The sequence below is a fragment of the uncultured Martelella sp. genome (genome assembly GCF_963677965.2).
In the GTDB taxonomy this organism is placed as follows: Bacteria; Pseudomonadota; Alphaproteobacteria; order Rhizobiales; family Rhizobiaceae; genus Martelella; species Martelella mangrovi.
In genome coordinates, this window is the sequence record NZ_CAXXFM010000001.1 from 2,618,816 (window position 1) to 2,642,931 (window position 24,116).

General features: G+C 57.0%; 21 protein-coding genes and 2 tRNA genes. 12 read left to right on the top strand and 11 right to left on the bottom strand.

The window, feature by feature from the left end; all coding sequences use genetic code 11:
• Positions 1–54: 54 nt before the first annotated feature.
• Positions 55–813, bottom strand: coding sequence for an IS21-like element helper ATPase IstB (gene istB, locus ACHZCU_RS12240; RefSeq protein WP_319517804.1), 759 nt, complete (start codon positions 811–813; stop codon positions 55–57).
• A complete protein-coding gene (gene istA, locus ACHZCU_RS12245) occupies positions 810–2,318 on the bottom strand; it encodes an IS21 family transposase (RefSeq protein ID WP_319517803.1) in 1,509 nt (502 codons plus the stop codon). The genes istB and istA overlap by 4 nt, the downstream gene beginning before the upstream one ends.
• 226 nt (positions 2,319–2,544) lie before the next feature.
• Here istA and ACHZCU_RS12250 point away from each other — a divergent pair, with 226 nt between their 5' ends.
• Positions 2,545–3,210, top strand: a complete 666-nt coding sequence (locus ACHZCU_RS12250; RefSeq protein ID WP_319518992.1) for an outer membrane protein — start codon at positions 2,545–2,547, stop codon at positions 3,208–3,210.
• A gap of 1 nt (position 3,211) precedes the next feature.
• Here the strand turns inward: ACHZCU_RS12250 and ACHZCU_RS12255 are convergent, their stop codons facing one another.
• The gene (locus ACHZCU_RS12255; RefSeq protein ID WP_319518993.1) at positions 3,212–3,442 is read right to left on the bottom strand and encodes a hypothetical protein; all 231 of its coding nucleotides are present in this window, start codon (positions 3,440–3,442) and stop codon (positions 3,212–3,214) included.
• A 145-nt stretch (positions 3,443–3,587) separates the two neighbouring features.
• On the opposite strand from ACHZCU_RS12255, the gene ACHZCU_RS12260 reads away from it, so the two are divergent.
• Entirely contained in the window at positions 3,588–5,036 is a 1,449-nt protein-coding gene (locus ACHZCU_RS12260; protein ID WP_319518994.1) for a DUF6880 family protein, read from the top strand.
• Positions 5,037–5,195: 159 nt separating this feature from the next.
• Here the strand turns inward: ACHZCU_RS12260 and ACHZCU_RS12265 are convergent.
• Positions 5,196–5,285: transfer RNA gene (locus ACHZCU_RS12265), tRNA-Ser, on the bottom strand.
• A gap of 209 nt (positions 5,286–5,494) precedes the next feature.
• On the opposite strand from ACHZCU_RS12265, the gene ACHZCU_RS12270 reads away from it, so the two are divergent.
• Positions 5,495–6,316, top strand: coding sequence for a hypothetical protein (locus tag ACHZCU_RS12270; RefSeq protein ID WP_319518995.1), 822 nt, complete (start codon positions 5,495–5,497; stop codon positions 6,314–6,316).
• On the opposite strand, the gene ACHZCU_RS12275 is transcribed toward ACHZCU_RS12270, so the two are convergent.
• Positions 6,250–7,083, bottom strand: a complete 834-nt coding sequence (locus ACHZCU_RS12275) for a DUF429 domain-containing protein (RefSeq protein ID WP_319518996.1) — start codon at positions 7,081–7,083, stop codon at positions 6,250–6,252. The two genes, ACHZCU_RS12270 and ACHZCU_RS12275, sit on opposite strands and share 67 nt — an antisense overlap.
• Positions 7,073–8,056, bottom strand: a complete 984-nt coding sequence (locus tag ACHZCU_RS12280) for a DUF5655 domain-containing protein (RefSeq protein ID WP_319519793.1) — start codon at positions 8,054–8,056, stop codon at positions 7,073–7,075. Before ACHZCU_RS12280 ends, ACHZCU_RS12275 begins: the two co-directional genes overlap by 11 nt.
• 133 nt (positions 8,057–8,189) lie before the next feature.
• Here ACHZCU_RS12280 and ACHZCU_RS12285 point away from each other — a divergent pair, with 133 nt between their 5' ends.
• The 4 genes from ACHZCU_RS12285 to ACHZCU_RS12300 are packed head-to-tail and all read left to right on the top strand — an operon-like array spanning position 8,190 to position 14,672.
• Positions 8,190–9,680, top strand: a complete 1,491-nt coding sequence (locus ACHZCU_RS12285) for a class I SAM-dependent DNA methyltransferase (RefSeq protein ID WP_319518997.1) — start codon at positions 8,190–8,192, stop codon at positions 9,678–9,680.
• On the top strand, positions 9,670–10,899 hold the full coding sequence (locus ACHZCU_RS12290; protein WP_319518998.1) for a restriction endonuclease subunit S: 1,230 nt from the start codon (positions 9,670–9,672) through the stop codon (positions 10,897–10,899). Before ACHZCU_RS12285 ends, ACHZCU_RS12290 begins: the two co-directional genes overlap by 11 nt.
• A 7-nt stretch (positions 10,900–10,906) precedes the next feature.
• Positions 10,907–13,921, top strand: coding sequence for an HsdR family type I site-specific deoxyribonuclease (locus ACHZCU_RS12295; protein WP_319518999.1), 3,015 nt, complete (start codon positions 10,907–10,909; stop codon positions 13,919–13,921).
• Between the two features lies 1 nt (position 13,922).
• Positions 13,923–14,672, top strand: a complete 750-nt coding sequence (locus tag ACHZCU_RS12300; RefSeq protein WP_319519000.1) for a SprT family zinc-dependent metalloprotease — start codon at positions 13,923–13,925, stop codon at positions 14,670–14,672.
• 362 nt (positions 14,673–15,034) lie between these two features.
• Here ACHZCU_RS12300 and ACHZCU_RS12305 read toward each other — a convergent pair whose 3' ends face one another.
• Both ACHZCU_RS12305 and ACHZCU_RS12310 read right to left on the bottom strand, forming a co-directional pair.
• Complete coding sequence (locus ACHZCU_RS12305; RefSeq protein ID WP_319519001.1) at positions 15,035–15,544, bottom strand: hypothetical protein; 510 nt, start codon at positions 15,542–15,544, stop codon at positions 15,035–15,037.
• A 192-nt stretch (positions 15,545–15,736) separates the two neighbouring features.
• Complete coding sequence (locus ACHZCU_RS12310) at positions 15,737–16,105, bottom strand: hypothetical protein (protein WP_319519002.1); 369 nt, start codon at positions 16,103–16,105, stop codon at positions 15,737–15,739.
• 220 nt (positions 16,106–16,325) lie between these two features.
• Here ACHZCU_RS12310 and ACHZCU_RS12315 point away from each other — a divergent pair, with 220 nt between their 5' ends.
• On the top strand, positions 16,326–16,916 hold the full coding sequence (locus ACHZCU_RS12315) for a recombinase family protein (RefSeq protein ID WP_319519003.1): 591 nt from the start codon (positions 16,326–16,328) through the stop codon (positions 16,914–16,916).
• 986 nt (positions 16,917–17,902) lie between these two features.
• Here ACHZCU_RS12315 and ACHZCU_RS12320 read toward each other — a convergent pair.
• Positions 17,903–19,369 (bottom strand): MFS transporter, encoded by a 1,467-nt coding sequence (locus ACHZCU_RS12320; RefSeq protein WP_319519004.1) that lies wholly within the window; start codon positions 19,367–19,369, stop codon positions 17,903–17,905.
• A gap of 74 nt (positions 19,370–19,443) precedes the next feature.
• Here ACHZCU_RS12320 and ACHZCU_RS12325 point away from each other — a divergent pair, with 74 nt between their 5' ends.
• Entirely contained in the window at positions 19,444–20,325 is an 882-nt protein-coding gene (locus ACHZCU_RS12325) for a helix-turn-helix transcriptional regulator (RefSeq protein WP_319519005.1), read from the top strand.
• 702 nt (positions 20,326–21,027) lie between these two features.
• On the opposite strand, the gene ACHZCU_RS12330 is transcribed toward ACHZCU_RS12325, so the two are convergent.
• The gene (locus ACHZCU_RS12330) at positions 21,028–22,020 is read right to left on the bottom strand and encodes a site-specific integrase (RefSeq protein WP_319519006.1); all 993 of its coding nucleotides are present in this window, start codon (positions 22,018–22,020) and stop codon (positions 21,028–21,030) included.
• A gap of 177 nt (positions 22,021–22,197) precedes the next feature.
• Here ACHZCU_RS12330 and ACHZCU_RS12335 point away from each other — a divergent pair, with 177 nt between their 5' ends.
• A complete protein-coding gene (locus tag ACHZCU_RS12335; RefSeq protein ID WP_319519007.1) occupies positions 22,198–22,662 on the top strand; it encodes an excisionase family DNA-binding protein in 465 nt (154 codons plus the stop codon).
• Positions 22,659–23,252, top strand: coding sequence for a PIN domain-containing protein (locus tag ACHZCU_RS12340; protein ID WP_319519008.1), 594 nt, complete (start codon positions 22,659–22,661; stop codon positions 23,250–23,252). The genes ACHZCU_RS12335 and ACHZCU_RS12340 overlap by 4 nt, the downstream gene beginning before the upstream one ends.
• Positions 23,253–23,364: 112 nt before the next feature.
• On the opposite strand, the gene ACHZCU_RS12345 is transcribed toward ACHZCU_RS12340, so the two are convergent.
• Positions 23,365–23,454, bottom strand: a tRNA-Ser gene (locus tag ACHZCU_RS12345).
• A gap of 306 nt (positions 23,455–23,760) precedes the next feature.
• Here ACHZCU_RS12345 and rplU point away from each other — a divergent pair.
• Entirely contained in the window at positions 23,761–24,075 is a 315-nt protein-coding gene (rplU, locus tag ACHZCU_RS12350; RefSeq protein WP_106302842.1) for a 50S ribosomal protein L21, read from the top strand.
• Positions 24,076–24,116: the final 41 nt, after the last annotated feature.

Consider the following 24,116-nt stretch of genomic DNA (forward strand, 5'->3'; position numbering starts at 1 on the left):
AGGGCGTAGCCCGAGCGGGGGTCTCATGCCTGCGTTGCGATTTTCTGAAGGGTTTCAGCCGGCCTTTCGGGCGCGGCTTTGGGCGAGACGGTAACTGTCGCCGTTCATTTCGAGAATGTTGACATGGTGCGTGACGCGATCGAGCAGAGCGCCGGTCAGACGCTCGGATCCCAGAATTTCGGTCCATTCGTCAAAGGGCAGATTACTGGTGATCAGGGTGGCACCCCGCTCATAGCGTTGCGAGATCAACTCGAACAGCAGTTCCGCGCCGGTCCTGGAGAGCGGCACGAAGCCGAGTTCGTCAATGATCAGCAGTTTGTAGGCTGCCATCTGCTTCTGGAAACGCAAGAGACGCCGCTCGTCACGGGCCTCCATCATCTCACTGACCATGGCAGCTGCTGTGGTGAAACCAACGGACAGGCCCTTCTGGCAGGCGGAAAGGCCAAGGGCGAGCGCTATGTGGGTCTTGCCGGTTCCGCTGGGGCCGAGAGCGATGACGTTCTCGCGACGCTCGATCCATTCGCAGCGGGCCAGCTCCAAGACCTGCATCTTGTTGAGCTTCGGGATGGCGGCAAAATCGAAACTGTCGAGGCTTTTGACGACCGGGAATCTGGCTGCCTTGATACGACGCTCGACCTTGCGACGATCCCGTTCGATCATCTCCCGCTCGGCAAGCCGGGTGAGGTACCCGATATGATCGACGCCTTCGGTGGCGCAAAGCCGGGCCAGTTTCTGATACTCCCGCTGGAAGGTCGGCAGCTTCAGGCTCTTGAGGTAATGGGCAAGCAGGATCTCGGGTGCTTCGGCGCTCATGCCGCTTCTCCCTTCCCCGATGACAGGAGGCCCATATACGCCTTCGCCGATGTCGTCTCGACGGTTGCTCTCGGCAGGTAGGGATAGATCGACAGATCCAGTCGAGGCGGCCGGCGCTCCACCTGGCAAAGAATCAGATGTTTGATGGCATCGAAGCCGATCGCGCCGAGATGAATGGCCTGCTTCACCGCCGCATGCAGGTCGGCCATATCGAAGCTTTCCAGCAGACGAAGAACCTGCACGTATTCCCGCCTGCCATGTTTTGCCATCTTGTCAATTTGGCGGCCTTCCATCAGGCGGCACAGTGTGGCGAACTCCTCCGGCAGATCCCAGCCCTGCAAAGGGGCTGCCTGATCCAGCGCATTGATCTTCCGCTCGATCAGCGGCAGGTAATGCACCGGGTCGAAGATGACATCTTCCCGATCAAAGCTCCTGGGATGGCGAGCGATGACCTCGCCGCGGCAACCGATCACCACCTTGTCGACATAGCCTCGGACCCAAACGTCCTGATGGCCATAGGCGACGGGTACGGAATAATCGTTCGTCTTGTAGCGAACGAGAGACTGTGCCGTGACCCTGGCGCTGGCCTGATCGCAGGCGTCAAAGGGCGACACCGGCAAGGACTGCATGGCAGCCAGATCGCGCTGCAGCCGTTCACCGATCGTCTCGCTCTCACCGCGCAACCTGTCGCGCTGGCGCTTGCGGCACTGTTCTTCCAGAAAGGCATTGAACGTATCCCAGGTCGCAAACTGCGGGATGGGGACCATGAAGTTACGCCGGGCATAGCCCACGAGGCCCTCGACATTGCCCTTGTCATTGCCCTTACCGGGGCGGCCATAGCGATCCCGGATCAGGTAGTGGGACAGGAACCCGCTGAACAGCGTCGCCCGCTTGCGCGTGCCATCAGGCAGGATCCTCGCCACAAGGCAGCGGTCATTGTCATAGACGATCGATTGCGGCACGGCCCCGAAAAACGCAAACGCATGGACGTGGCCATCGACCCAGGCCTCGGCTACCGCCGCCGGATAAGCCCGCACGTAGCAGCTGTCACTATGCGGAAGATCGAGCACGAAGAAACGGGCTTTCTGCTCGACACCCCCGATCACCACCGTCGCCTCGCCGAAATCGGCCTGCGCATGGCCGGGCGGATGAGAAAGCGGCACGAACACTTCCTGACGGCGTTGTTCCCGCTCCCGGATATAGTCCTTGATAATCGTATAGCCGCCAGTGAACCCGCACTCATCACGAAGCCGGTCAAACACACGCCTGGCCGTATGGCGCTGTTTGCGCGGTACCTTCGCGTCTTCATCCAACCAGTGGTCGATCGTCGAAACAAACGCGTCCAGCTTCGGCCGCCGGACTGGTGATTGTCGCCGATAGCCAGGAGGTGTCGAATACGACAGCATCTTCGCTACGCTGTCGCGCGAGATGTTGAAGTGTTTGGCTGCCTCACGTCGGCTCATCCCTTCCGAGACGGCCAGACGAACCTTCAGATAAAGATCCACGGTATAAATCCTCTGTCCCTCCTGCGCTCATTGCAGAAGGAAGATAGGTGGACGGATTTTACTCCGCCCGCGGACGGTCTATTCCGCCGCTTCCGTGGCCGACTTTTGCACCGCCGTTCTCAGTTTCGATAAATCTATACTGTTGCCAGTTTGCTACAGCCATTTCAATCAATGGATAGTATCTGGGCTTTAACAAATTCGAACCATAATCATTCTGGAGAGACTCATGAAACGCTCTGTATTGGCACTCGCAGCCGTTGCAGCCCTTGCCACTACCGCACAAGCTGCTGACATTGTTGCTCCGACAGCTCAGCCGACCTACACACCCGCACCGGCCAAGGCCTTCACTTGGGAAGGTGTTTACCTTGGTGCCGCTGGCGGTATGGGTTGGACTGAGGGCAAGCTTTCCGTGCCCGGTGCCAGTGAGTCTGACGACTTTACCGGCGGAATGTTCGGTGGCTTTGCCGGTTATAACTATCAGTTCGATAATAACCTTGTGCTCGGCGTCGAAGGCGAGATCAACTACAACTGGAACGACAATTCATACAACGTCGGCGTTCCCGGTTCCGATTTGAAAATCGGAACGAACTGGCAGGGCGGTATTGCTGCCCGCGCAGGTTACGCATGGGACAAGGCTCTTGTTTACGGTAAGGCTGGCTGGTCCGCGACGACCGTTTACGGTGAAATTTCCGATATCAAAACCGAAGAAACCCTTAACGGCTGGACTATCGGCGCTGGTCTCGACTACGCTTTCACCGACAAGCTTTTTGGACGTGTTGAGTATAGCTACACCGATTTCGGTAAAAGCGACATTCTGTCCGACATTACGTCCGGTGCAGAAGCCAAGGCCACTCAGAACCGCGTTACTGTCGGTCTCGGTCTGAAGTTCTGATCTAATTATTATTTGAACAAAACGCAAAGGCCCGGACATCTGGGCCTTTATTCATTTCTGCCTGAATACAAACCTCAAGCAACATCAGTAACAACCACTCCTGCAGGTTGCTCCCTCCGTTATTCGAACTTCCAGCCACATGCGGTTCGATGAACACCGGAAGAGACACAGCGGCACTGACCCGTTCGACCTGTGCCTGCCAACGCCCTCTGAGCTTGCGTATGGTTGCCATCGCGATCTCCGCGTTGTCTACCTGAGATCACGCGTAGGATGCCGGTGACGGGGAGCCAAGGATTATCCCGGCACAATGCGGCGTCGGTCTTGGCCTGATGCCGCCTGCGGTATAGCGTTCGCGCGGAAATGAAGGAGGCTTGAGCATGGCCAAGAAGACAACGCTCAACGCGAAGAACCTGGAAGCGCTGGGCGCAAAGCGACTGGCGGAGCTTCTGATCGAAATCTCGACTGGAAGTGCTTCTCACAAACGGAGGCTGCGCCTGGAACTGGCTGGCGAACAAAGCAGTGGCGAGATGGCCCGGGAAATCCGCAAGCACCTCACCCGCATACAGCGCGCCCAAAGCTTCATCGACTGGCGAAAGGTTAGGAAGCTGAAAGCGGACCTTGAAACCCAGCGTTCGGCCATCATTGAGAAACTTGAGCCTCAAAACGCCGATGAAGCGCTGGAGCTGATCTGGCGATTTCTGCACCTGTCCGAGTCCGTTTTTGCCCGTTCCGATGACGGCAGCGGTTCGCTGATTGAGAGTTTTCATGCCGCCTGTGTCGATGCCGGACGCATCGCAAAGGCATCAAGGACGTCCCCGGAAGCATTGGCCGAAAAAGTCTTTCAGGCGCTGCAGGACAATGGCTACGGTCAATATGATCCGCTGATCGAATCAATAATACCCGCTCTCGGCGCTGACGGACTTGCGCGCCTGAAAGACCTGTCGACACGATGGCTCGACGAGGCCGGAAAGGAAAAACCCCGGCGTGAGGGCAGGATCATCGGCATCGGACAGAACGGACCGATTTACGAGCACGATGTCTATAGCCGTCACAATGATCTGTCCGCCCGCATCGCGCTTGAAACCATTGCCGATGCTGAGGGCGACGTCGATGCCTATATCGCGCTGCAAACCGAGCAGGCCAGAACGTCACCGATGATCGCCGCAAGGATGGCAGAGCGGCTGCTGAAGGCCAACCGAGCGGGAGAGGCTCTGACGCGGCTCGATCAGGCAGCCCCGGAGAAAGACCGGCCCTTCCCGGTTCTGGAATGGGAGCAGTCACGGGCGGAAGCGCTTGAGGCGCTGGGCAGGCTCGAGGAAGCGCAGCGGTTCAGATGGAAGTGCTTCGAAACCTCGCTCGAACAACAGCATCTTCGCGACTATCTGAAGCGCCTGCCGGATTTCGATGACATCGAGGCCGAGGAAAGAGCGATGTCCTGGGTCGCGGCCCATCCAAATGCCAATCAAGCTCTTCTGTTCTTCATGGAATGGCCTGCGCTTCGCGAAGCCAATGCGCTCATTCTGGATCGGCATACCGAGATCGACGGCAATTATTATGAAATTCTGACACCGGCCAGCGAGACCCTGAAGGAACGCTACCCGCTTGCGGCGATACTGCTGCTCAGAGCAATGATCGACTTCAGCCTGCAGAACGCCCGGTCCAGCCGCTACAAGCACGCAGCCAGGCACCTGATCGCGTGTGAGACCCTTGCAATGCAGATCGATGATTTCGGCCCATACGAGCCGCATCATGCCTACCTGGATAAACTGCAACGCGACCACGGCAGGAAGTCAGGTTTTTGGACGGCGATGGAGCGGCTTTATTGATTCTGTCTTTTTAGAAAAGTGCACCGCAGGCATCTCATCAACCGCAAGAAAGCGCCTCGGAAGTGGCCCTCGCTTGTGCCTGGCTCGATCCAGACGTTTTGCGCACATCAAACGGCTCAAAAATCCACAACACACATTATTGTTTTTATGATGAAAACCTGGCGGAGAGGGAGGGATTCGAACCCACGATACGGTTGCCCGTATGCCGCATTTCGAGTGCGGTGCATTCGACCACTCTGCCACCTCTCCAGGAACCATGCGGTCAGCGTCGTTGGACGCGGGGTGTCTCATAGCGGGCAAAACGCGCGCTTGCAGATTTGAGGCAGCGGCAATGGTTTCAGTGTGGCCGATTTGTGCCGCCACCAAACATCTCGGCGTTTGCGCAACACTCATGTCAGGCCTAAAACTGACTGGCCAAGAACCAAGGTGGAAAGGTCGAAATATCGGGAGTGGTCGGATTGGACAAATATGAAACTCTTCATGACGGGCTGCGCGTTGCGCTAATTGCTACACCTAAGACGGCCTTCTGGGCATGTTCGCAAAATGAAAATCTGCGTGATGTGGCAGAACGAAATACGGAGAAGTTCGACTTCGCACCTGTCATAGGCGACGACGAAAGAATACTCGGCGTAGTGGAGCTAGCGCCTTACTTCGATACAGCTGCGCCGGAACAACCTGTTCGCCAGTCCACTATAGCCTTAGGTGAAGAGCACCTCATTGGTGCCGACTCGAGCATTCTTGACTTCATCAGAGATGCGGATGAACGTCGTTTCAGGTTTGTAGTCTCGCAGAGCGGGGTCAACGGCATTGTGAGCTTGTCCGATCTGCAAAAGCTTCCTGTTCGCGCTACGCTTTTTAGCTTGGTAACAGCTTTAGAAATTAGAATGCAGGAAGCGATCAGAAAACGCTTGCCAAATACTAAAGACTGGCAGGCGCTGATAACCCGAAACCGACGCAATAAAATCAAAGCGACTATCGACTTGGCTCAATCGGCGGAGGGAATTGTGGACGAACTTCTCTTCACGCAGTTCTGCGATAAACGCGAAATTATTCAGCAGTCGCTTCTGCAGCAACATTCAAAGCGTGAAAACTTTATCTCTGATGTCAAACGTATCGAGAAACTGCGGAACGCGTTGGCCCACGCCAACACATATGCAGAGACCACTGATCAAGCAGTTGAAGTATGCAGAACTGTCCGGAGCATCGACGCCGTTCAGGAGCTTCTGATAGAAACATCACGAGCAAGCGCGGCAGAAACAAGCCGTTCGGAAACGCCATAAGGGGCCGGAGCGATCATGTAACCCGTCTCAAGATCGCCGATCATCAAGGAGCGCTCTCGCGGTTCCAGCAGCCAGTGCAGGCCAATCAAGGCACAGAGCATGGCGTCCAGCCGATCCTGATCGGCCTTGCGCGGCGACGCCATTGCCGCAGACCGAAGGCACCATTCGGCCGCTTCCGTTAGACCATATTGCTCAGCCATGACTTCAGCACAGTGAGCCACCTTCCGCCAGTCTGCCGGTCGGAATTTCTTCCGAGAAGTCGGGTTATATTTCGGTGCTGCCAGCCGCTGGTGAAAGCTCGGTTCGAGCAGCACGAGCGCCAGGGCCGGAAACACCTCAACAAGGAACAGCCCGCCTTCGGCGACACGCGCTTCCTCGGGCTCATCCGAGGCACCGAGCACTGACTTGAAGCGCCAGATCGGCGCGGCATCATTGAACATGCCCTTCTTGGCGCGACTGGCAGGCTGGACACCGCCGCCAGCCCAAGAGATCAGCGAGCCGGCAACTTTGTCCACTGGCCGGGAGCCGGTGAGGTTTGGCACGATCGTCGGCTGGTCCAGCGCGACGACACACTTGGACGACGCCTTCTGTTCATTCCGAATGATCGCTTCGGCCTGCGCAAAGGAGCTTAGCTCCGGCTCATGCACGAGTCGGCAGCCGTCATTCTCAATTCGAATGACGCAAACCGCCCCTGGCTTTTTCGGATTGTCCGTCCATGCGGAATCAAAGCCGACAACCGAGACAATGCGGCTTGGATCATCCGGCATCGTAAGCTCGTTGCAGGAGCGGTTGCGCCCTTTCAAAGTCGGCCATTGATTTCAGCGTCACACGAACATCTCCGGTGCCGAAATGACCGGTGTTGCGGAAGTCCTCAACAAAGCCCGGCACTAGTTCGACATCGTCCGGATTCAACTTCAAGAACAGGTGCACGTTGCGGGTGGTCGGATAGATTTCCATGCAGACGAAATTCTTGAGGCGCTTGAACGCAGTATAATAGAGCAGCTCCTTCACCTGAACGTCATCCCCGAGCGATTGGAGAAACTCATAAGCCGCATCATGGATGGCACGCAATCCCTCCGGCGACTGAGACAGCCGATAAGACATCCGCTGGCTGATGTATTTTCCTTTGTCGCCGCCGTTCTGGACATATTCGGCTCCGCCAAGGTTCGCCTGGTCGCCCTCGTCAATATCCTTTTCGACAGGCGCTGACTTTGTCATCGCGGAGCGGTTGGTCTTGGGAACATGCACCAGTTCTAGCATGAGGAGCTCTGGTCCGAAGCTGCGATATCGGATCAGTTCGATGTTGCGGGGAATCTGCTTCACCGCATGCTCGTCATAGCGCGTGAAATCGCCCGCGATGCAGAGAAGCCTCGGAGCAGACCAGTCGACAGCCTTGCTGGCTTCGGTTCCCAACTGCTCCATCACCAACCACTGGAACTCTTTGCGGTGGTCCATCAGCCAATCGAGATAGAAAAGCCCTTGATTGATGACGTTTTCATTGATGGAACGTTTGTATTCGATGATCACGGGCGAGTTGTCCTCGTCCAGCCCAAGCGTGTCGATCCTGCCACCGTGGACAGGACCGGTAGAATGTTCACTTGCGAGGAAGCGCACGCCGAGCAGGATTTCGAGATTGGCCTCGAACAGCACCTGAAGCGACTTTTCGATCTGAAGAGCCGTTCCGGGCAACTCGGCCACCCCATCATGCCCGCCGAACTGAAAGAGTTTGATATCGCTCACAACCGCACCCCATGCCATATCACCACTGATTGTTCCCATTTCTTAGACACCTCAATATTCATGTCCAGAAAAATTGCCCCGGCGCTTCATTTTGATATTGTGAGGGGCAAAGCATTGGTGAGGGACGCATATTGTGACGACATTGACCCTTGCGCAGCTGGAGAGCCATCTCTGGCGCGCTGCAGATATCCTTCGCGGATCGATCGATTCGGGCGATTACAAGCACTACATTTTCGGGCTTCTGTTCTTCAAGCGCCTGTCGGATGTCTGGCAGGAGGAGTATGAGGAGCGGCTTGCGCGCTATGGTGACGCTGAGATTGCGGCTGATCCCGATGAGCACCGCTTCGATATTCCGAAAGGCCATTTCTGGAAGGATGTGCGCAAGCACACGACCGATATCGGCACCCATCTTAACGCCGCGTTCCGCGCCATTGAAGACGCGAACATGAAGTTGCGGGGCGTTTTTCAGGATGTCGATTTCAACAACAAGGAGCGCTTTCCGGATGCCATGCTGGAAAAGCTGCTGCAGCATTTCGAGACTTATCGGCTGCGCAATGGCGATGTAGAAGCGGATGTGCTGGGCCAGGCCTATGAATATCTGATCGCGCAGTTCGCTGATGATGCCGGCAAGAAGGGTGGAGAGTTCTACACGCCGAAGATGGTTGTGCGCCTGATTGTCGAATGCCTTGAGCCGGAAGAAGGCATGTCGATCTATGACCCCACCTGCGGCTCGGGTGGTATGCTGCTGGAAGCGGTGCACCATCTGGAGCACCAAGGCAAAAACCCGAAAAGCCTGTCGCTGTTCGGCCAGGAGAAGAACCTCAACACCTGGGCCATCTGCCAGATGAACCTGTTCCTTCATGATATCGACGACGCCCAGGTGGCGCGTGGCGATACGCTGAGAGAGCCAAAGCACCTGACGGGCGACAGCGTGAAGGCCATCCGCACCTTTGACCGGGTGCTGGCAAACCCGCCCTTCTCACTGAAGAACTGGGGACACGACGTCTGGTCGAAGGGCGATGCCTATGGCCGTGATCGCCATGGCTGCCCGCCGAAGTCCTATGGTGACCTCGCCTTCGTGCAGCATATGGTAGCGAGCCTGAAGGAGGACGGCGTCTGCGGCGTGGTGCTGCCGCATGGCGTGCTGTTTCGCGGCGGGGCCGAGGGCAGGATCCGCGAGGGGCTGATCCGAGATGATCTGATCGAAGCGGTGATCGGCCTCGCGCCCCACTTGTTTTACGGCGCTGGCATTCCGGCCTGCATCCTGATCCTGCGGAAGACCAAACCGGCCGGGCGCAAGGGCAAGATCCTGATCGTCAACGGTGCAGAGCACTATGTCGAAGGCAAGGCGCAGAACCATCTGTCGGAGGAAAATGTCGCCGCGCTGGCAAAAGCCTATGGCGATTTTGCGGATGCCGAGCGGCTGGCGCGGGTGGTGCAAGCAGATGAGATCGAAGCAAACGACTTCAACCTTAACATCAGCCTCTATGTGCATTTGGGCGAAGAGGCCGAGGCGGTCGACGTCGCGGCGGAAGTGGAAAAGCTGGTCGCGCTTCAGGCCGAGCGCGATACGGCCGAAGGGCGGATGATGGGCTTTCTACGGGAGCTTGGCTATGTCGCGTGAGGTGCCGGAGGGGTGGAATCTGCTCCCGCTGACGGATTTGGCTAATTACATCAACGGTCGCGCGTTCAAGCCGGAGGATTGGGTCAGCAGCGGTCTACCCATCATTCGTATCGCGAATATGACCAACTTAGATGCTGCGTTCAACTTTTATGAGGGTAAGGACATCGACGATGGTCACATGATTCAAGACGGGGATATTCTTTTCTCATGGTCTGCGACCCTCTCAATTCAGAAATGGACAAGGGGGGCTGGTGTCTTGAATCAGCACATCTTTAAGGTAGTCCCCACAGGGGCTGTTCAGCCAGATTGGCTACTTTACGTCCTCCAGAATGAAGTTGAACGCCTTGCCGACCAGTCGCATGGCAGCACCATGAAGCACATCAAAAAGGGAGTGCTCAAAACACACCACGTCGGCGTCCCCCCACTGCACGAACAGCGCCGCATCGCCGAAATCCTGTCCAGCGTCGATGAGGCCATTGCGGCAACGCGGGCGGTGATCAAGCAGACCAGAAAGGTCAAGCAGGGCGTGCTGGAACGCCTTCTCACCAAAGGCATCGGCCACACGCGCTCCAAGCAAACGGAAATCGGCGATATCCCGGAGGGGTGGCGGGTTGCGGAGCTTTCCACATTGCTCGAGAGCTGCACCTACGGACTCAATACATCGATGGAATCTACGCCCGTTGGAACTCCCATTTTGAGAATGGGAAATATCCAAGACAGTGAAGTTTCACTGGCCGGGCTGAAGTATGCTGTGCTCGATGAAGTGACCAAGGAAAAATATAGCATCTTACGTGGCGATCTACTGTTCAATCGAACGAATAGTCGCGAACTCGTCGGCAAGATCGCGATTGTCAGAGAAGACCTCAATGCGTCATTCGCCAGCTACCTCATCCGATTACGGGCCAATTGTTTCAACGACCCATTTTTCATTCACTGCGTCCTGTCATCCCTACGCTATCAAAGGTTGCTTCGCTCGATTGCTACTCCCGGAGCCAGCCAAGCGAACATAAACGCTACAAAGCTCGGGAATATTGTTCTTCCGGTTCCGCCAGTCGAAGAGCAAAGAGAAATTACGAAGAGCATGGATGCTCTGATGGCTGCTGAAAATGCGAGCTTAAAGAGCCTGAACGAACTTGAGGTCACAAAATCCGCCCTGATGTCCGACCTCCTCACTGGCCGGAAACGCGTCACCGACGCGCTGCCCATGGCTGCGGAGTAAGCGCCCCATGAGCCACGGTCCCGAATGGCATTTTGCCGAACGCCCCACCATTGAGCATCTGCAGGCCATGGGCTATGGCTTTGTTGCCCCGGCGGAACATTCCTCTTTGCGCGATGGTGACAATCAGGTTCTGTTTCGCCCGCACTTCATCGACGGGCTGATGCGTATCAACGGGATCGACCGGGTATCTGCTGAGGCCGCCTATGGGGAACTGGCGGCGATCAGCGACAACGAGGCCTGGCTGAAGGTGCTGCGCGGCGATTATGCCCGTAAGGTGATTGGCCAGGAGACGCGGCAGACGCTGCGGGTGATCGATTTTCTCGACCCCGGCAACAACCGGTTTTCCGTGACGCATCAGCTCAGGGTGAAGGCGGAAAACACGCGCAAGCCCGATGTCGTGGTTTATGTGAACGGCATTCCGCTGGTCGTGATCGAGGCGAAAAGCCCGCTGAACGTGAAGGACAAGACCGGCGAGGCCTTCGAGCAGATCAGGCAATATGAGCGCGACATTCCGCGCCTGTTCTTCTCCAATGTCTTCAACATCGTCACCGACGGTGCGCTGGTGCTCTACGGCGCGACCGGCTCCGGCTCGAAATATTTCGGCGCATGGCGCGATCCGTGGCCAAAGACGGATGCTGATTTTCCCGACCCTCTTGCCAAGGGTCTCTGGTGCCTGCTGGAGCCGCGCCGCCTGTTGGATCTGATTGCCCATTATGTGGTGTTCGAAAAGACCGAGACCGGCACGATCAAGAAAATCTGCCGATATCAGCAGTTCCGCGCCGTCAACCGCATCGTTGACCGCGTGATTGAGGGCAAGCACCGGCAGGGGCTGATCTGGCACACTCAGGGCAGCGGCAAATCGCTGACCATGGTGTTTGCCGCGCTGAAGCTGAAGACGCACCGGACGATCCAATCTGAGGCGCTGACCAATCCGAACATTCTGGTGCTGACTGACCGCATCGACCTGCACAGCCAGATCAGCGGCACCTTTGTTGCCTGCGGCCTGCCGAACCCGACGGCGATCGAGAGCATCAAGGATTTGCTCGCGCTGATCCGCAGCGGCAAGGACGGGCACACCGCGCTTTCCACCATCTTCAAGTTCCAGGGCTCGAAACAGGCGATCGCCAATTCGGAAAACTGGATCGTGATGGTGGACGAGGCCCACCGCACCCAGGAAAAGGACCTCGGCGCCTATCTGCGCGCGACGTTGCCAAACGCCCGCTTCTTCGGCTTCACCGGCACGCCAGTGAAGAAGGACGACAAGAACACCTACGAGAATTTCGGCGTGCCGGGCGAAGGCTATCTCGACAAATACGGCATCGACGACGCCGTGGCCGATGGCGCGACCGTGCCGATCTATTACACCGGCCGCAAGACCGACTGGCATATCGACGAGGCGAAGATCGATATCCTGTTCGACACCTGGTTTGCCGAACTGGACGACGACAAGCTGAACGAGATCAAGAAACGCGGCGTTCAGATTGAGGATCTGGTCAAGCACCCGCGCCGGATCGAGCTGATCGCCTATGATATCTGGACGCATTTTAAGCAATATGCCCAGCCGGACGGCTTCAAGGCGCAGATCGTCGCCATCGATCGCGAGGCCGTGATCCTCTACCAGCAGGCGCTGACCAAAGTGATTGCTGAGGATCTTCAGGCCGAAGGCGTGGAGCCCGCCGAAGCGCTGGCCCGCGCCGATGCCATGTCGGCCTGCGTCTATTCCATCAATCAGGAAGACGGCAAGCCGAGTGAGGATGCCCATAAGCAGGCGATCCGCACCGCGCTGAAGGTGCATTATCTGGATGCCGAGGCTGAGAAGCTGACGAAGAAGGCTTTTGGTCGCAAGGGCGAGGACCCGCAGTTTCTGATCGTCTGCGACAAGCTTCTGACGGGCTTCGATTGCCCGATTGAAAGTGTGATGTATCTCGACAAGCCGCTGAAGGAGCACGGCCTGCTGCAGGCTATCGCCCGCACCAACCGCGTCTCTGATGCGAGGAAGCGTAACGGGCTGATTGTCGACTATATAGGCGTTTCCGGTCATTTGGAGGCCGCTCTGTCCTCCTACCGCGCCGATGACGTGAAGAACGCCATGCGCGATCTGGACGATCTGCGCAATCAGTTGCGCGCCGCGCATGCTGCAGTCGTTGCGCTGATGAGGCCGCTGAAGCGCAAGGCCAACGATCAGGACGGATTGAAGGCGGAATATGATGCCTTCGTGAAACTACTCGGCAGTGAGGACAAGTGGTTCGACTTCAAGGCCAAGGCGCGCAGCTTCATCGCGCTTTATGAGACGCTGAGCCCGGACCCGAGCGTTCTGGAATTCACCGCCGACCTAAAGTGGATTGCCAACTTCCTGCGCTATGGCACCCAGCACTTCGAAAAGCGCCAGGCCTTCGACCAACTGAACTACAGCGAGAAAATCCGCGAGATGCTGGAGCAGCATCTGGAGGCGACAGGTCTCAGCGTCACCGTCAAGCTGCGCCACATCACTGATCCGGACTTCTGGGAAGAATTCGATCCGGCTGAAAAGACGGAAGACGACCTGATGACGGCGGCCATCCGCAAGACCACGGAGCTGCGCAAGACCGTGACCGAGCGGATCGACGACAGCCCGCATCAATACGGCAAGTTCTCCGAGCGCCTTCGTCAGCTGCTGCAGAAGCTGGACAGTGCGCAGTTGAGCTGGGCTGACAAGCTGAAGGCGGCTGAAGAACTGGCAAAGGAGATTGCCGACGAGGACGAGGCGCATGTGGACACAGGCCTATCCGCCGATGCCTACGGCATTTTGCATATCCTCAATGGCTTCGAAGTAGGCCCGAAGGGCGAGGAACTCGCCGTCAGCCTTGAGGAACTCTATACCGATCCCGCATTCGCTCCCGCTGGCTGGTGGGAGAAAGATGGTCTGCGCAAGAACCTCCGCCAGCAAGTGCGCCTCATGGCCCATGAGGCCGGCCTTTCGAGATTCCGCGAGGTCCCTGAGGAGGTCGAGACCTACGCGCTCAAGCATTTCGCGGGACGCTGAGATGCCCGTTTTTCGTATTGGCGAGCGCGAAATAGAGTATACGGTGCGGCGCTCTGCCCGAGCGAGCAAGGCAAACCTGAGCGTCACGCTGCAGGCATTCGAATTGCTCGTTCCCGAGAGTGCTACCGATGCGCAAATCAACGCGGTGCTGGAGCGCCGCCGTGGCTGGATTATCGAAACCTTGCAGCACATGGAGGTGCGCGCCAGAGCGCAACCTCGTGTCTATCAGTTCGTCACCGGAGCCAAGGTGCCCTATCGCGGACGCATGACAAAACTTCACGTCGAGCCGTTCGATGGCGCACTCGTCGAAATCAGCTTCCGCAACGGCTTCCGCATCCTGACACCGCGCGATCTTGCTCCAGCGTCAGCCGACAGTCTTATCGAAAGCGCCTTGAGGCTGTGGCTGAGACGGCGCATCCGTGATGATGCCCATGAGTTCGCGCGTCGTCACGGCGATCGACATGGCCTGAAGCCGCGCGGCATCGTCATCAAAGACCAGAAACACATGTGGGGCAGCTGCGGACAAGACAGGCAGATCAATCTCAACTGGCACCTCATCTTCGCGCCAAAACCGGTTCTCGAATACGCCGTCGTCCACGAAATGTGCCACCTAAAGCACCGTAACCACGAACCGGAATTCTGGGACCTCGTCGGCAGCATCCTGCCCGACTGGAAAGAACGCAAGGCATGGCTCGATACGAACGAGCACATGCTGGGCTGGGAAAAGATCGTCCCCGATAAGACGGACTGAGGAACGGTGCTCGCGCTGTGCCCCCAAAGCGTCACCATTGACTCACAGAAGCTCACCAGCTGGCGCGGCAGCGCTGAGCGTTGCAATACAGCAGTCACCATGCCAAACGCGCCTGTGACTCACCTGAGCGATTTGGCTTGACCGGCGCCTCATTGTTGGCGAGGTGATGTTCGAAATGGGCTTCTCTTGGCTCGACACATCTCTGGGAATAGCTCTTTTGCGTGGCACCCGGCTTCAGCCACATACAATCGGGCAGCTTGAAAAGTGGATTCTTTTCAATTCCCCATCGCCAAACAATAGAACGTAGCTAACCAGGCCTCGCCGAACAAGTTCGGCGAGGCCGGCAGCGCGCAGTGTGACCGTTATGCTTCCGCGATTTCCAGTTCGCCACTTTCGATGAGCTGAATAACATGCACCCTATCGATCCCTTCTTCGAAGGCCGCCACAATGGGGTTACCTGCAAGAGAGAATATTTCCAAGGTGAAGTTGGTATCGGTCTTAACACGAGGGGCCTCGGGAGCGCCCTGATCAATCATCCGTCCAAAGGCGCGAAGCATAAGCGGCCCCTGAGATCTACGAGTCATGTAGTGAACGTTATACTTTTTGCCCGTATCTTTGAGAGGCTCGATAATATTTACCGGCCGATCAATACTATCACTCAACGTTGCAGGATGAATCCCATCAATCTGACCATCGACGGTGTTATGGTGGGCAAGCACGATCAAACCAGCAGGCGAATTCAAGTATTCAACCACATGAAAGGGTGCCTGCAAGACAAGACCGCGCACGCGAGGGCGATCAAACAGCTCCGTTATATGGCGACGAAATGCACGCTCAGTGAACGATTCGCAGGATACGGTGAAAACGGTCATGGGGACGTCCCTTTTTGTTAGTGGGACGTCCCATAAGTCGCAATTTCTGTTACTTTTCAAAAGGATTATTTTGAGATCAAGCTATCCAGTTGATTTTTAATCAATATTTTTTCTATTCTTTCACGGTGTATCGAAGGGAAATATGATCGTCGTCCCCGAATCAGTTGCGGCTATCGCCATGAAAGACGCGCCTCACTCATAATCGCCTCTGGCGACCGATTGCTTCAGAGAGTTAAGTTCAGAGATGTAGAGACGTTTCAACCGCTCGATCCGCTCGCCATCTTCAGGGTAGCAGACGGAACCGGTGTAGTGGGCTGACTTCTCATATTCGTCGTCAATCAATGCCAGGACCGCTTCCATGTCGATGTTGGGCACGGAGATAAGCGCTTCGGCAATGTGCACACCGTTCAGCGGGTCGACGAAGACCTCGCAATTTTCTGAGAGCACCCTGAGATCGCCGGCAAAACCAGCCATCCTCTTCACGTCACTATTGAGTTGATCATTGGCGATGGCAGGCGTTGCAAGGCAAAGGCTGAAGACGATCGAATATAGCGATTTCATGCGGTGAGTTCCGTTGCGTAAGAGCGCACAAAAGGGAACCGTTTTGCGATCAAGGCCATGCCTAAATCGTTGCCGCGCTAACCTGCTGATATCCTTCACTCGGCATGCACGGCTCACAGATAATCCACGAAAGCACAAAAAGGTTCCTTTAAATCAATCCCTTACCGGATAAAATCGGGAAGGCACGAACAGTTTTTCGCAGGAGGCTCTAAGGGCGACGATGAGCGATTTCGGATATGCACGGGTGAGCACGACGGAGCAGAACCTTGACCTGCAACAGGCAGCGCTGACCGCAGCCGGGTGTCGGAGAGTATTCACCGACCAAGGCGTTTCTGGCGCTGATTTCGCACGACCGGGACTGACCAAACTGCTGAAGAAGCTACAACCCGGCGACCGTCTCACCGTGTGGCGGCTGGATCGTCTCGGGCGCTCGCTGTTCGAACTGATCCGGCTTGTGCAAGAGCTGGATGAGCGCGACGTCGAATTTCGCTCTCTCAGCGAAAGCATCGACACCAGCACATCCGGCGGACGATTGCTTTTTCACCTGCTTGCCTCGATGGCCGAATTCGAACGTTCATTGGTGAGCGAACGCACCCGTGCCGGAATGGCTGCAGCGCGCGCCAGAGGAAGCCGTATCGGGAGAAGACCTGCATTGAGTGCTGAACAGCTGAAAGAGGCACGCGCCACTATCGCAGCAAAGAAGCCTATCACCGAAGTGGCAGCGAGCTATGGCATCCATCCCCGGACGCTCTCTCGATTATTAAAACAACACCGGTCAGAATTTTCGCCCCATCCAAAAAGTAAGTTTTAACTTACTCGATTTTTCTGCTATAACAGATATGCATTCCCCGGCGCTTTTTTGACGCCGGGGAATGCAAAATCGCCGTGGGAAGACGATGTATTACTTGTAGGTTTATTTTCCTATTTTGTCAATCTTTTCGCGGCTCATCTTGGATCGTTGTTAGCTCCAAGAGCAGCATACTGGCAATAAGCGAAAGGGTGACACCGGGACCTAGACCGGCACCATCAGTCAGCCAGAGACGATCGGAAGATCGGGTCAACAGCTCCCCAGCTAAGCGCTGGACGCTCTGATCAGGTTATCGCCGCACGGGCCACCGTGAAAATGGATGCCGTAAAAGACGGACGCAATGTGTCAGCCACAACGTCCGGCCACATGTCGATTGGAGGAAAGTCGAACGTGGCGCATGATCTTCGGATCATAACCGCTTTGCCCGCAAGGGCAGGATATCGGAGTGCTGCTAGGTAAATGGAAGCCGCCTAGCGGGCCTAACTAGCCGGAACTCTTCACCACCTGTTATACGCAGAAATCCCCGCCGCGAACGCAGCTACCAACCTTTATCTGGTTGGTTCTTATATGCTGTTGTCGTGGTGGGGGATAAGTCCTATTTCCACAGTTTGATTTTGCTTTCTATGGGTTATGGTTTGCGTTCACTCGATACAGATAGAACACGGACGGCTCGCGGAGCGAGACGGCAAGGCCCGAAGGGCCGCGCAGGGAGCCGAAGGCGAGTGCGTCTGCATCTGTATTTGAACGAGATTGATAAGGCTATCGACCGCGGTTAGTGCTCCCATAACCGCCGCGGAATTCCAGATACATGTCCGGTGATCGCTCAAGGTTGCGTGTCGGTGTGCGCGGCTTTAGGTCCTGCTAAGCGGAACTGCGGCGATGAGGGAGCCAGCCAGTGCAAGCCTCTAGCTGTTTGCGTGTGACACGGCGGATATCTCCATTCGCCTTGTTTGCCGTCGGCTTCTGTTGCGCGGATTTCCGTCGTGACGCTACTGACCAGTGCGTCTCATGCGCACGATTAAGGTGATGAGCGCGGCGGCAAGGAGGACTGCGGCAAGATTGTAGATCATTGCGCCGGAGAAGGCGTCTGCGTAGCGGGTCGCTCGGCTTATGCCCTCGCTGGCATCGCTGGCGAGAATTCCAACGAAGAATATGCCGACAACGGAAACGCCAAAGGCACCGCCCACCTGTTGCATGGTGGAGATGAAGCCCGCTGCCATTCCGGCATGGTTTTCCTCGACGTAGCCGATAACGAGATTGAGCAGCGGCGTCATCGAAAGGCCCTGACCGAAACCGAACAATATCAGCGGCGGCAGAAGCGCGGAGGTTTTGGCTTCCTCACCGAGGCCGGCGGCAGTCACGATCAACCAGCCGATTCCGGCAGCATAGATCAGCGCACCGCCGGCGATGGCCATGTTTCCGAAACGCGCCACCAGCTTCGGGGCGACCAGCGAGGCAACCACAAAGCCGACGCTTGCCGGGGCAAACAGCGTGCCGGCTGCAAACGGCGTCAGGCCGATGCCGGATTGCACCAGCAAGGCGAAGCACAGGAACAGGGATGTCGATGTCGAATAGATCAGCAGCACCACAAGAGACCCGGCAGAGAATCCGATGTTGCGGAACAAGGTCAGATCAATGGCGGGATCGCCGCCGCCGCTTGCAACCAGATGCTCCCAAATGAGGAATGCCGCCAGCACCACGAGTGAGCCTGTCATACTGGCCCATGTCCAGAGCGGCCAGCCGGTATTCGGGCCTTCGAGCAGCGGCAGAAGCAGGAGCAACAGGCCGGCTGTCGCCAGTCCGATCCCCGGCCAATCGACGCCCATGGCTTCGGAAGACCGCGATTCCGGGATGATCCGCGCCGACAGCAGCGCGATGATGCCTATTGGCAGATTGATCAGGAAGATAATCCGCCAGCCGAGGCCGAACAGATCGCTTTCAACGATAAGTCCGCCAAAGACCTGACCGGCAATGGCCGCTAGTCCCAACGTCATACCGAGAAGACCAAAGGCCCGGCGACGGCCCGCATCGTCATACATGACACGCAGCAGCGCGTAGACCTGCGGAAACAGGATAGCGCCGGTCGCCCCCTGCAGAAGGCGGGCGACGATCAGGCTCGTGGCGTCGGGTGCGAGGCCGCAAAGTAGCGATGTGACGGCAAAGCCGGCCATGCCGAGCGCGAACAGGCGGCAGCGTCCATGTCGATCGCCAAGCCGCCCGCCCGCGATCAGCAGAACGCCGAAGGCCAATTCATATCCGGCAATGACAAAGCCAATTTCGGCGAAGCTCGCGCCGAGATCGGCCTGGATCGAGGGTATGGCGACATTGACCACGAACAGGTCAAAAACGGTGATGAACCCGCCAAGCAGCAGAATGGTCAGCGCAAGCGCCGAGGGTTGTGATTTCGGGGCGGTCTGAGAGGGATGGGACACGGTAGGCGAATGATCGACGGTCATGGCAACTCCAATTTTCTTGAAGTTGCTTTGCACATGACTTAGCCTGTTACTATAGAACAAATTATGGTGTTACTATGAGCGATACGCTGGACAACCGACTGGATCGCACCCGTTCCGAACTGGCGGACTTTTTACGGCGGCGACGGGAGAGCCTTTCACCACTCGATGTCGGTCTGCCGGTCGGAAAACGACGGCGAACGCCGGGGCTTCGCCGCGAGGAAGTCGCCGCGCTCGCGGGTGTCGGCATCACCTGGTATACCTGGTTGGAACAGGGCCGCGCCATCAAGGTGTCCTCGACCTTCCTCGACAATGTGTCCCGCGTTCTGAAGCTGGATGAAATCGAGCGGCGGCACCTGTTTCTGCTCGCGCATCAACGCCCGCCCGCCATGGCCGGACAGGCATGGTGCGAATTGCCGCCACTGGTGCGACGATTGCTCGATGACCTCACCTTGCGCCCATCCTATGTGCTGAACCTGCGGTGGGATGTCATCGGGTGGAACGACGCGGCCGCACGGCTTTTCGGGTTCGAGCAGCGCGATCCTGCTGAACGGAACATGCTCTGGATGCTGTTTGCCGATGATCGGCTCAACAGCCGGATCGTGGAATGGTCTGTTCAGGCTTCGCAGGTGTTGGCAAGCTTTCGCCGGGATTTTGCCCAGGCGCCAGAGGATGAGAGCATGGTCGAGCTGGTCGATGGGTTGGAGCGGATTTCTCCCTTGTTCAAATCCCTTTGGAACCGGCATGACGTGCATGGACGCTGCGAGGGGCGCAGGACTTTTATGATCGAAGATCAGGGTCCGGTCGCTTTCGATCATTCATCTTTCGTTGTGGACGAGGAAAAGCATCTGCGTCTTGTGTTCTATGCGGCGGTCGGAACGCAGCAGTCACACCCCGCTTTTGGAGAAAACGAGGATGTCGGCATGAGCACGGAGATGACAGAGACGACCGGCGAATAAAGCTTGGGTCTTTCCGACATGGGAGGATTGATAGTGAGACCATCGCCGGGACTGGAGCCATCCCCATCAGCGCACTTGAACATTTCTAGGACTTCGATCTTCGCCGGAACGTCGTCGATGATAGATCAATCTACTCCATGGAGGAGGGGTCTCGGCACCGAGCTGGAGACAACGGAAGGTCGGCGCGTCAGAATTCAAGCGCCGACGATGTCTGGAGCTATTGGCAACGCACCGCTTACGAAGCTCTGCAGCAGCCTCCGGGCTTGCAAAATACAAGGGTGATGGCTTGCCGATTGACCACAGCGGTGCCTTCCCCCAGCTCGACGCGGAAACACTTTCGTCTTTGGCATAAAAGGGCTTCAGGCGTCATCTTCTGCGCCGACATAGATCAATCTACGTAATGGAGACGAAACTCCACCAATATGAGGCTCATCGTCCGGGAAGTTCGCGGCGCACCCAGGTCAACACAACTCTACAATGCAGGCGAAGCTTTACATCGAGAGCAAAAAACGCGTTTTCGGCTGAATATGTAAAGGTAATGGAAAGCTTGGGTTAGGGTATTCCACTTTAGGTAGCATATCTGGTGATACACACGTTTACACTTGCCCGTCCGAACACAACTATTGGGCGCTGTTTCTGGCCGAACCTTGACACAGGAGCGCTTATTCGGCCGCGCATGTAAAGCTTGCTCTCGCTTCGCCGTCACCCGAGACGACTGACCAGATCGTCGGCACTCAGATGGGTATAGCGCTTCAACATGCGCAGCTCCTTGTGTCCGGAGATGCTCGATACCTCGATCATGTTCAAACCGCGCTCGAACAACCGGCTGACGCCCTCGTGGCGGAGATCGTGGAATCGCAGCCCGTCGATACCTGTGCGCTTCAGAAGCCGGCGCCATGCTTGTTCCAGTGCGCCGGGCGTCGTGGGAAACACGGCAGACTGATCGGCGTCGCACTCTGCCTTCCAAGCCATCAGCGCGTCAAAAGCGCGCTGCGATAGCGGCACCTCGCGGCCCGAGCCGTTCTTGGTTATGTGCAGCGTGATCACCCGGCGATTGTGAGAGATGTCGTCCCACTGAAGCCCGAGCAGTTCGCCACGGCGCATCCCGGTCTCGATGGCGACAATGATCAGCGTCTTGAAGAACGGGATCTGTCCGGCGTCACAGCCAGCGAGCAGCCGCTGTTCTTCATCGCGTTTCAGGCGACGGCTGCGTTCGTTGCGGATCACCGGACGACGCACCAACTTCACCACGTTGCGGCTCAGCGGATAGCCCCAATCGCGGATAGCGACCTCAATGACGTGGCTGAGGATCGCCAGCTCCCGCACGACAGTGGATGGTGCGACGCTCGCAAGCCGCTCATCGCGAAAGGACGCAATATCCTGCTGCGACAGTCCAATGAGTGTCCGGTAGGCAAGGTCATGGCGGCGCAGGACATCAATGCGCTGGACCTCTTGCACGGCACCGCGCTTGGTCGGCGACACTTCGCGCTGATAGCGTTCGAGCAGATTGCCGAGCGTGGTTACCTCAAGCAGCTGTGTATCTGGCGCGGCACCGAACCTGTCGACCTGGGCTTCGAGATCACGCGCCCACTTCTCCGCGTCCGCCTTGCTGTCAAAGGATTTGCAGCGCGGCTTCAGCCCGCGACGGCGCACCTGTGCCTGCCAGCGCCCTCTGAGCTTGCGTATTGTCGCCATCGTGATCTCCGGGTTATCTATCTGAGATCACGCGTAGGATGCCGGTGACGGGGAGCCAAGGACGCCCTTGCCTTTTCGTTTATTTTTCTTATTTCGTTTATTTCGAATAATGGTGACGGCTTGGCAGCCTTCTGCTATAAAGCCAGGAACGCACCCTACCTCATCAAGGAGGCTCAAATGCTTGCTCTTATTGACCAGACCCGTGAGCCATTCGTCGCTGACGAAGCGGAGGCCGTCATCGCACGCAGTGCGGCCGATAGGATGAAGGCTGTCGCCAAGGCAGAAGAAGATATCAAGATCACGGTAGACGGGGCCGATGATACAAAAATCATCGTTCCGCTTCCCGCGCGTGCCGTCGCAATGATCTACGAGATTCTCGAGGCCATGGCGAACAGAACGCCGGTATCGCTCATTCCGCATGAGGCGGAACTGACCACGCAGCAGGCCGCTGACTTTCTTAATGTGTCGCGACCTTATCTCGTGCGCCAACTTGAAGGCGGCAAACTCGCCTTCCGCAAGGTTGGAAGCCATCGGCGGATACGTTTCGGCGACCTCGTTGCTTATGAGCAAGTCTGCAAGTCTGACCAGTTGAAGGCGCTCGACGAGCTGAATGCGGACGCCCAACGGCTGGGCTTGGAATGATTTCGACATTCACGGCCTTTATCGACGCGAATGTCTTTTACGGCGCGCGGCTTCGCAGCCTCGTGCTCTATATCGCCCAAACGAAAGTCTTCCGCGCGCGCTGGTCAGACGACATCCATGACGAATGGATCGGAAATCTGCTCAAGAATCGCAACGATCTGAAGCCGGAGGATCTCGATCGGACACGCGCGCTCATGAACGCAGCCGTGCCCGATTGCCTCGTCGAAGGATATGAGGGGCTGATTCCGGCCCTCGCGCTCCCGGATGAGAATGACCGGCACGTTCTGGCTGCGGCCATTGTCACCCGCGCCAATGTCATCGTCACCTTCAATGAAAAGGACTTTCCGGAAGACGCAATCGCCGCCTACCGACTGCACACGAAACATCCCGACGACTTTCTCGTGGACCTCTTCGAACTTGCGCCGGAAGAATTCGTGGAAGCGGTGCACCGGGACTTTCAGCACTACGGCAAGCCGCCACTTGTCTACGAGGATTATCTCGCCAGCCTGGCGAGGGCGGGAATTCCCAAAACCGCGAATCTGCTCAAGCCATTTAAAATCCTGATGCCGTCCGAAAGCGGTGATCCGTGAGATGAACGTGCCGTAAGTGTGGCCCTGATCGAAGCCCGACGAGCAGCGCAAAATTCAACCGCGTGACTTGAGCGGTGAAGCTCACTTAAGTTTCTGCTTTGAAAGGAAAACCTGGCGGAGAGGGGGGGATTCGAACCCCCGATACGGTTGCCCGTATGCCGCATTTCGAGTGCGGTGCATTCGACCACTCTGCCACCTCTCCAGGAACCATGCGGTCAGCGCCGTTGGACGCGGGGTGTCTCATAGCGGGCAAAGCGCGCGCTTGCAAGAGCGAAAGCCAAGCTTTTTTCATGTGTTTTATTGACTTACCCGCCGCTTCATCGTATGCACCCTGCCGGATGCGTATGTCTTGCGACATGGGCAATGTCTTTCCCTTCAGGGGAAAGCTTCACCGGCAGACCGGGTTGATAAGATTTTTCTTTGAACTCCCTGCTTTAACCAGGCTGATAAAAAGACGGCCGCCCCGCCAAAAGGGCAGAGCCGGACTTAGAACATGAAAGGTAAAAATATGTTCGCAGTCATCAAGACCGGCGGTAAGCAGTACCGCGTAAACGCCGAGGATACGCTTCGTATCGAAAAGCTCGATGCAGAGGCAGGTTCCACGGTTGAATTCTCCGACGTTCTCGTTGTCGGCGAAGGCGCTGACGCCAAGATCGGCGCTCCCTTCGTCAAGGGCGCTGTCGTCAAGGCGGAAGTTGTCGAGCAGGCCCGTAACCGCAAGGTTATCGCCTTCAAGAAGCGTCGCCGTCAGAATTCCAAGCGTTCGCGCGGTCATCGTCAGCACGTCACGGTCGTCAAGATCACCGACATCGTCGCCGGTTGATTGTTTAAAAGCAGAAGTTTCGAAGGTTTAAAGGAGAACTC

What these genes read in the sequence shown, in the direction of transcription:
- ACHZCU_RS12340 (WP_319519008.1), top strand. Translation starts at nt 22,659, where the DNA reads ATGATTTCGACATTCACGGCCTTTATCGACGCGAATGTCTTTTACGGC.
- ACHZCU_RS12260 (WP_319518994.1), top strand. Translation starts at nt 3,588, where the DNA reads ATGGCCAAGAAGACAACGCTCAACGCGAAGAACCTGGAAGCGCTGGGC.
- ACHZCU_RS12275 (WP_319518996.1), bottom strand. Translation starts at nt 7,083, where the DNA reads ATGCCGGATGATCCAAGCCGCATTGTCTCGGTTGTCGGCTTTGATTCC.
- ACHZCU_RS12255 (WP_319518993.1), bottom strand. Translation starts at nt 3,442, where the DNA reads ATGGCAACCATACGCAAGCTCAGAGGGCGTTGGCAGGCACAGGTCGAA.
- ACHZCU_RS12325 (WP_319519005.1), top strand. Translation starts at nt 19,444, where the DNA reads ATGAGCGATACGCTGGACAACCGACTGGATCGCACCCGTTCCGAACTG.
- ACHZCU_RS12300 (WP_319519000.1), top strand. Translation starts at nt 13,923, where the DNA reads ATGCCCGTTTTTCGTATTGGCGAGCGCGAAATAGAGTATACGGTGCGG.
- ACHZCU_RS12330 (WP_319519006.1), bottom strand. Translation starts at nt 22,020, where the DNA reads ATGGCGACAATACGCAAGCTCAGAGGGCGCTGGCAGGCACAGGTGCGC.
- istB (WP_319517804.1), bottom strand. Translation starts at nt 813, where the DNA reads ATGAGCGCCGAAGCACCCGAGATCCTGCTTGCCCATTACCTCAAGAGC.
- rplU (WP_106302842.1), top strand. Translation starts at nt 23,761, where the DNA reads ATGTTCGCAGTCATCAAGACCGGCGGTAAGCAGTACCGCGTAAACGCC.
- ACHZCU_RS12320 (WP_319519004.1), bottom strand. Translation starts at nt 19,369, where the DNA reads ATGACCGTCGATCATTCGCCTACCGTGTCCCATCCCTCTCAGACCGCC.
- ACHZCU_RS12335 (WP_319519007.1), top strand. Translation starts at nt 22,198, where the DNA reads ATGCTTGCTCTTATTGACCAGACCCGTGAGCCATTCGTCGCTGACGAA.
- ACHZCU_RS12295 (WP_319518999.1), top strand. Translation starts at nt 10,907, where the DNA reads ATGAGCCACGGTCCCGAATGGCATTTTGCCGAACGCCCCACCATTGAG.
- ACHZCU_RS12310 (WP_319519002.1), bottom strand. Translation starts at nt 16,105, where the DNA reads ATGAAATCGCTATATTCGATCGTCTTCAGCCTTTGCCTTGCAACGCCT.
- ACHZCU_RS12290 (WP_319518998.1), top strand. Translation starts at nt 9,670, where the DNA reads ATGTCGCGTGAGGTGCCGGAGGGGTGGAATCTGCTCCCGCTGACGGAT.
- ACHZCU_RS12250 (WP_319518992.1), top strand. Translation starts at nt 2,545, where the DNA reads ATGAAACGCTCTGTATTGGCACTCGCAGCCGTTGCAGCCCTTGCCACT.
- ACHZCU_RS12315 (WP_319519003.1), top strand. Translation starts at nt 16,326, where the DNA reads ATGAGCGATTTCGGATATGCACGGGTGAGCACGACGGAGCAGAACCTT.
- ACHZCU_RS12305 (WP_319519001.1), bottom strand. Translation starts at nt 15,544, where the DNA reads ATGACCGTTTTCACCGTATCCTGCGAATCGTTCACTGAGCGTGCATTT.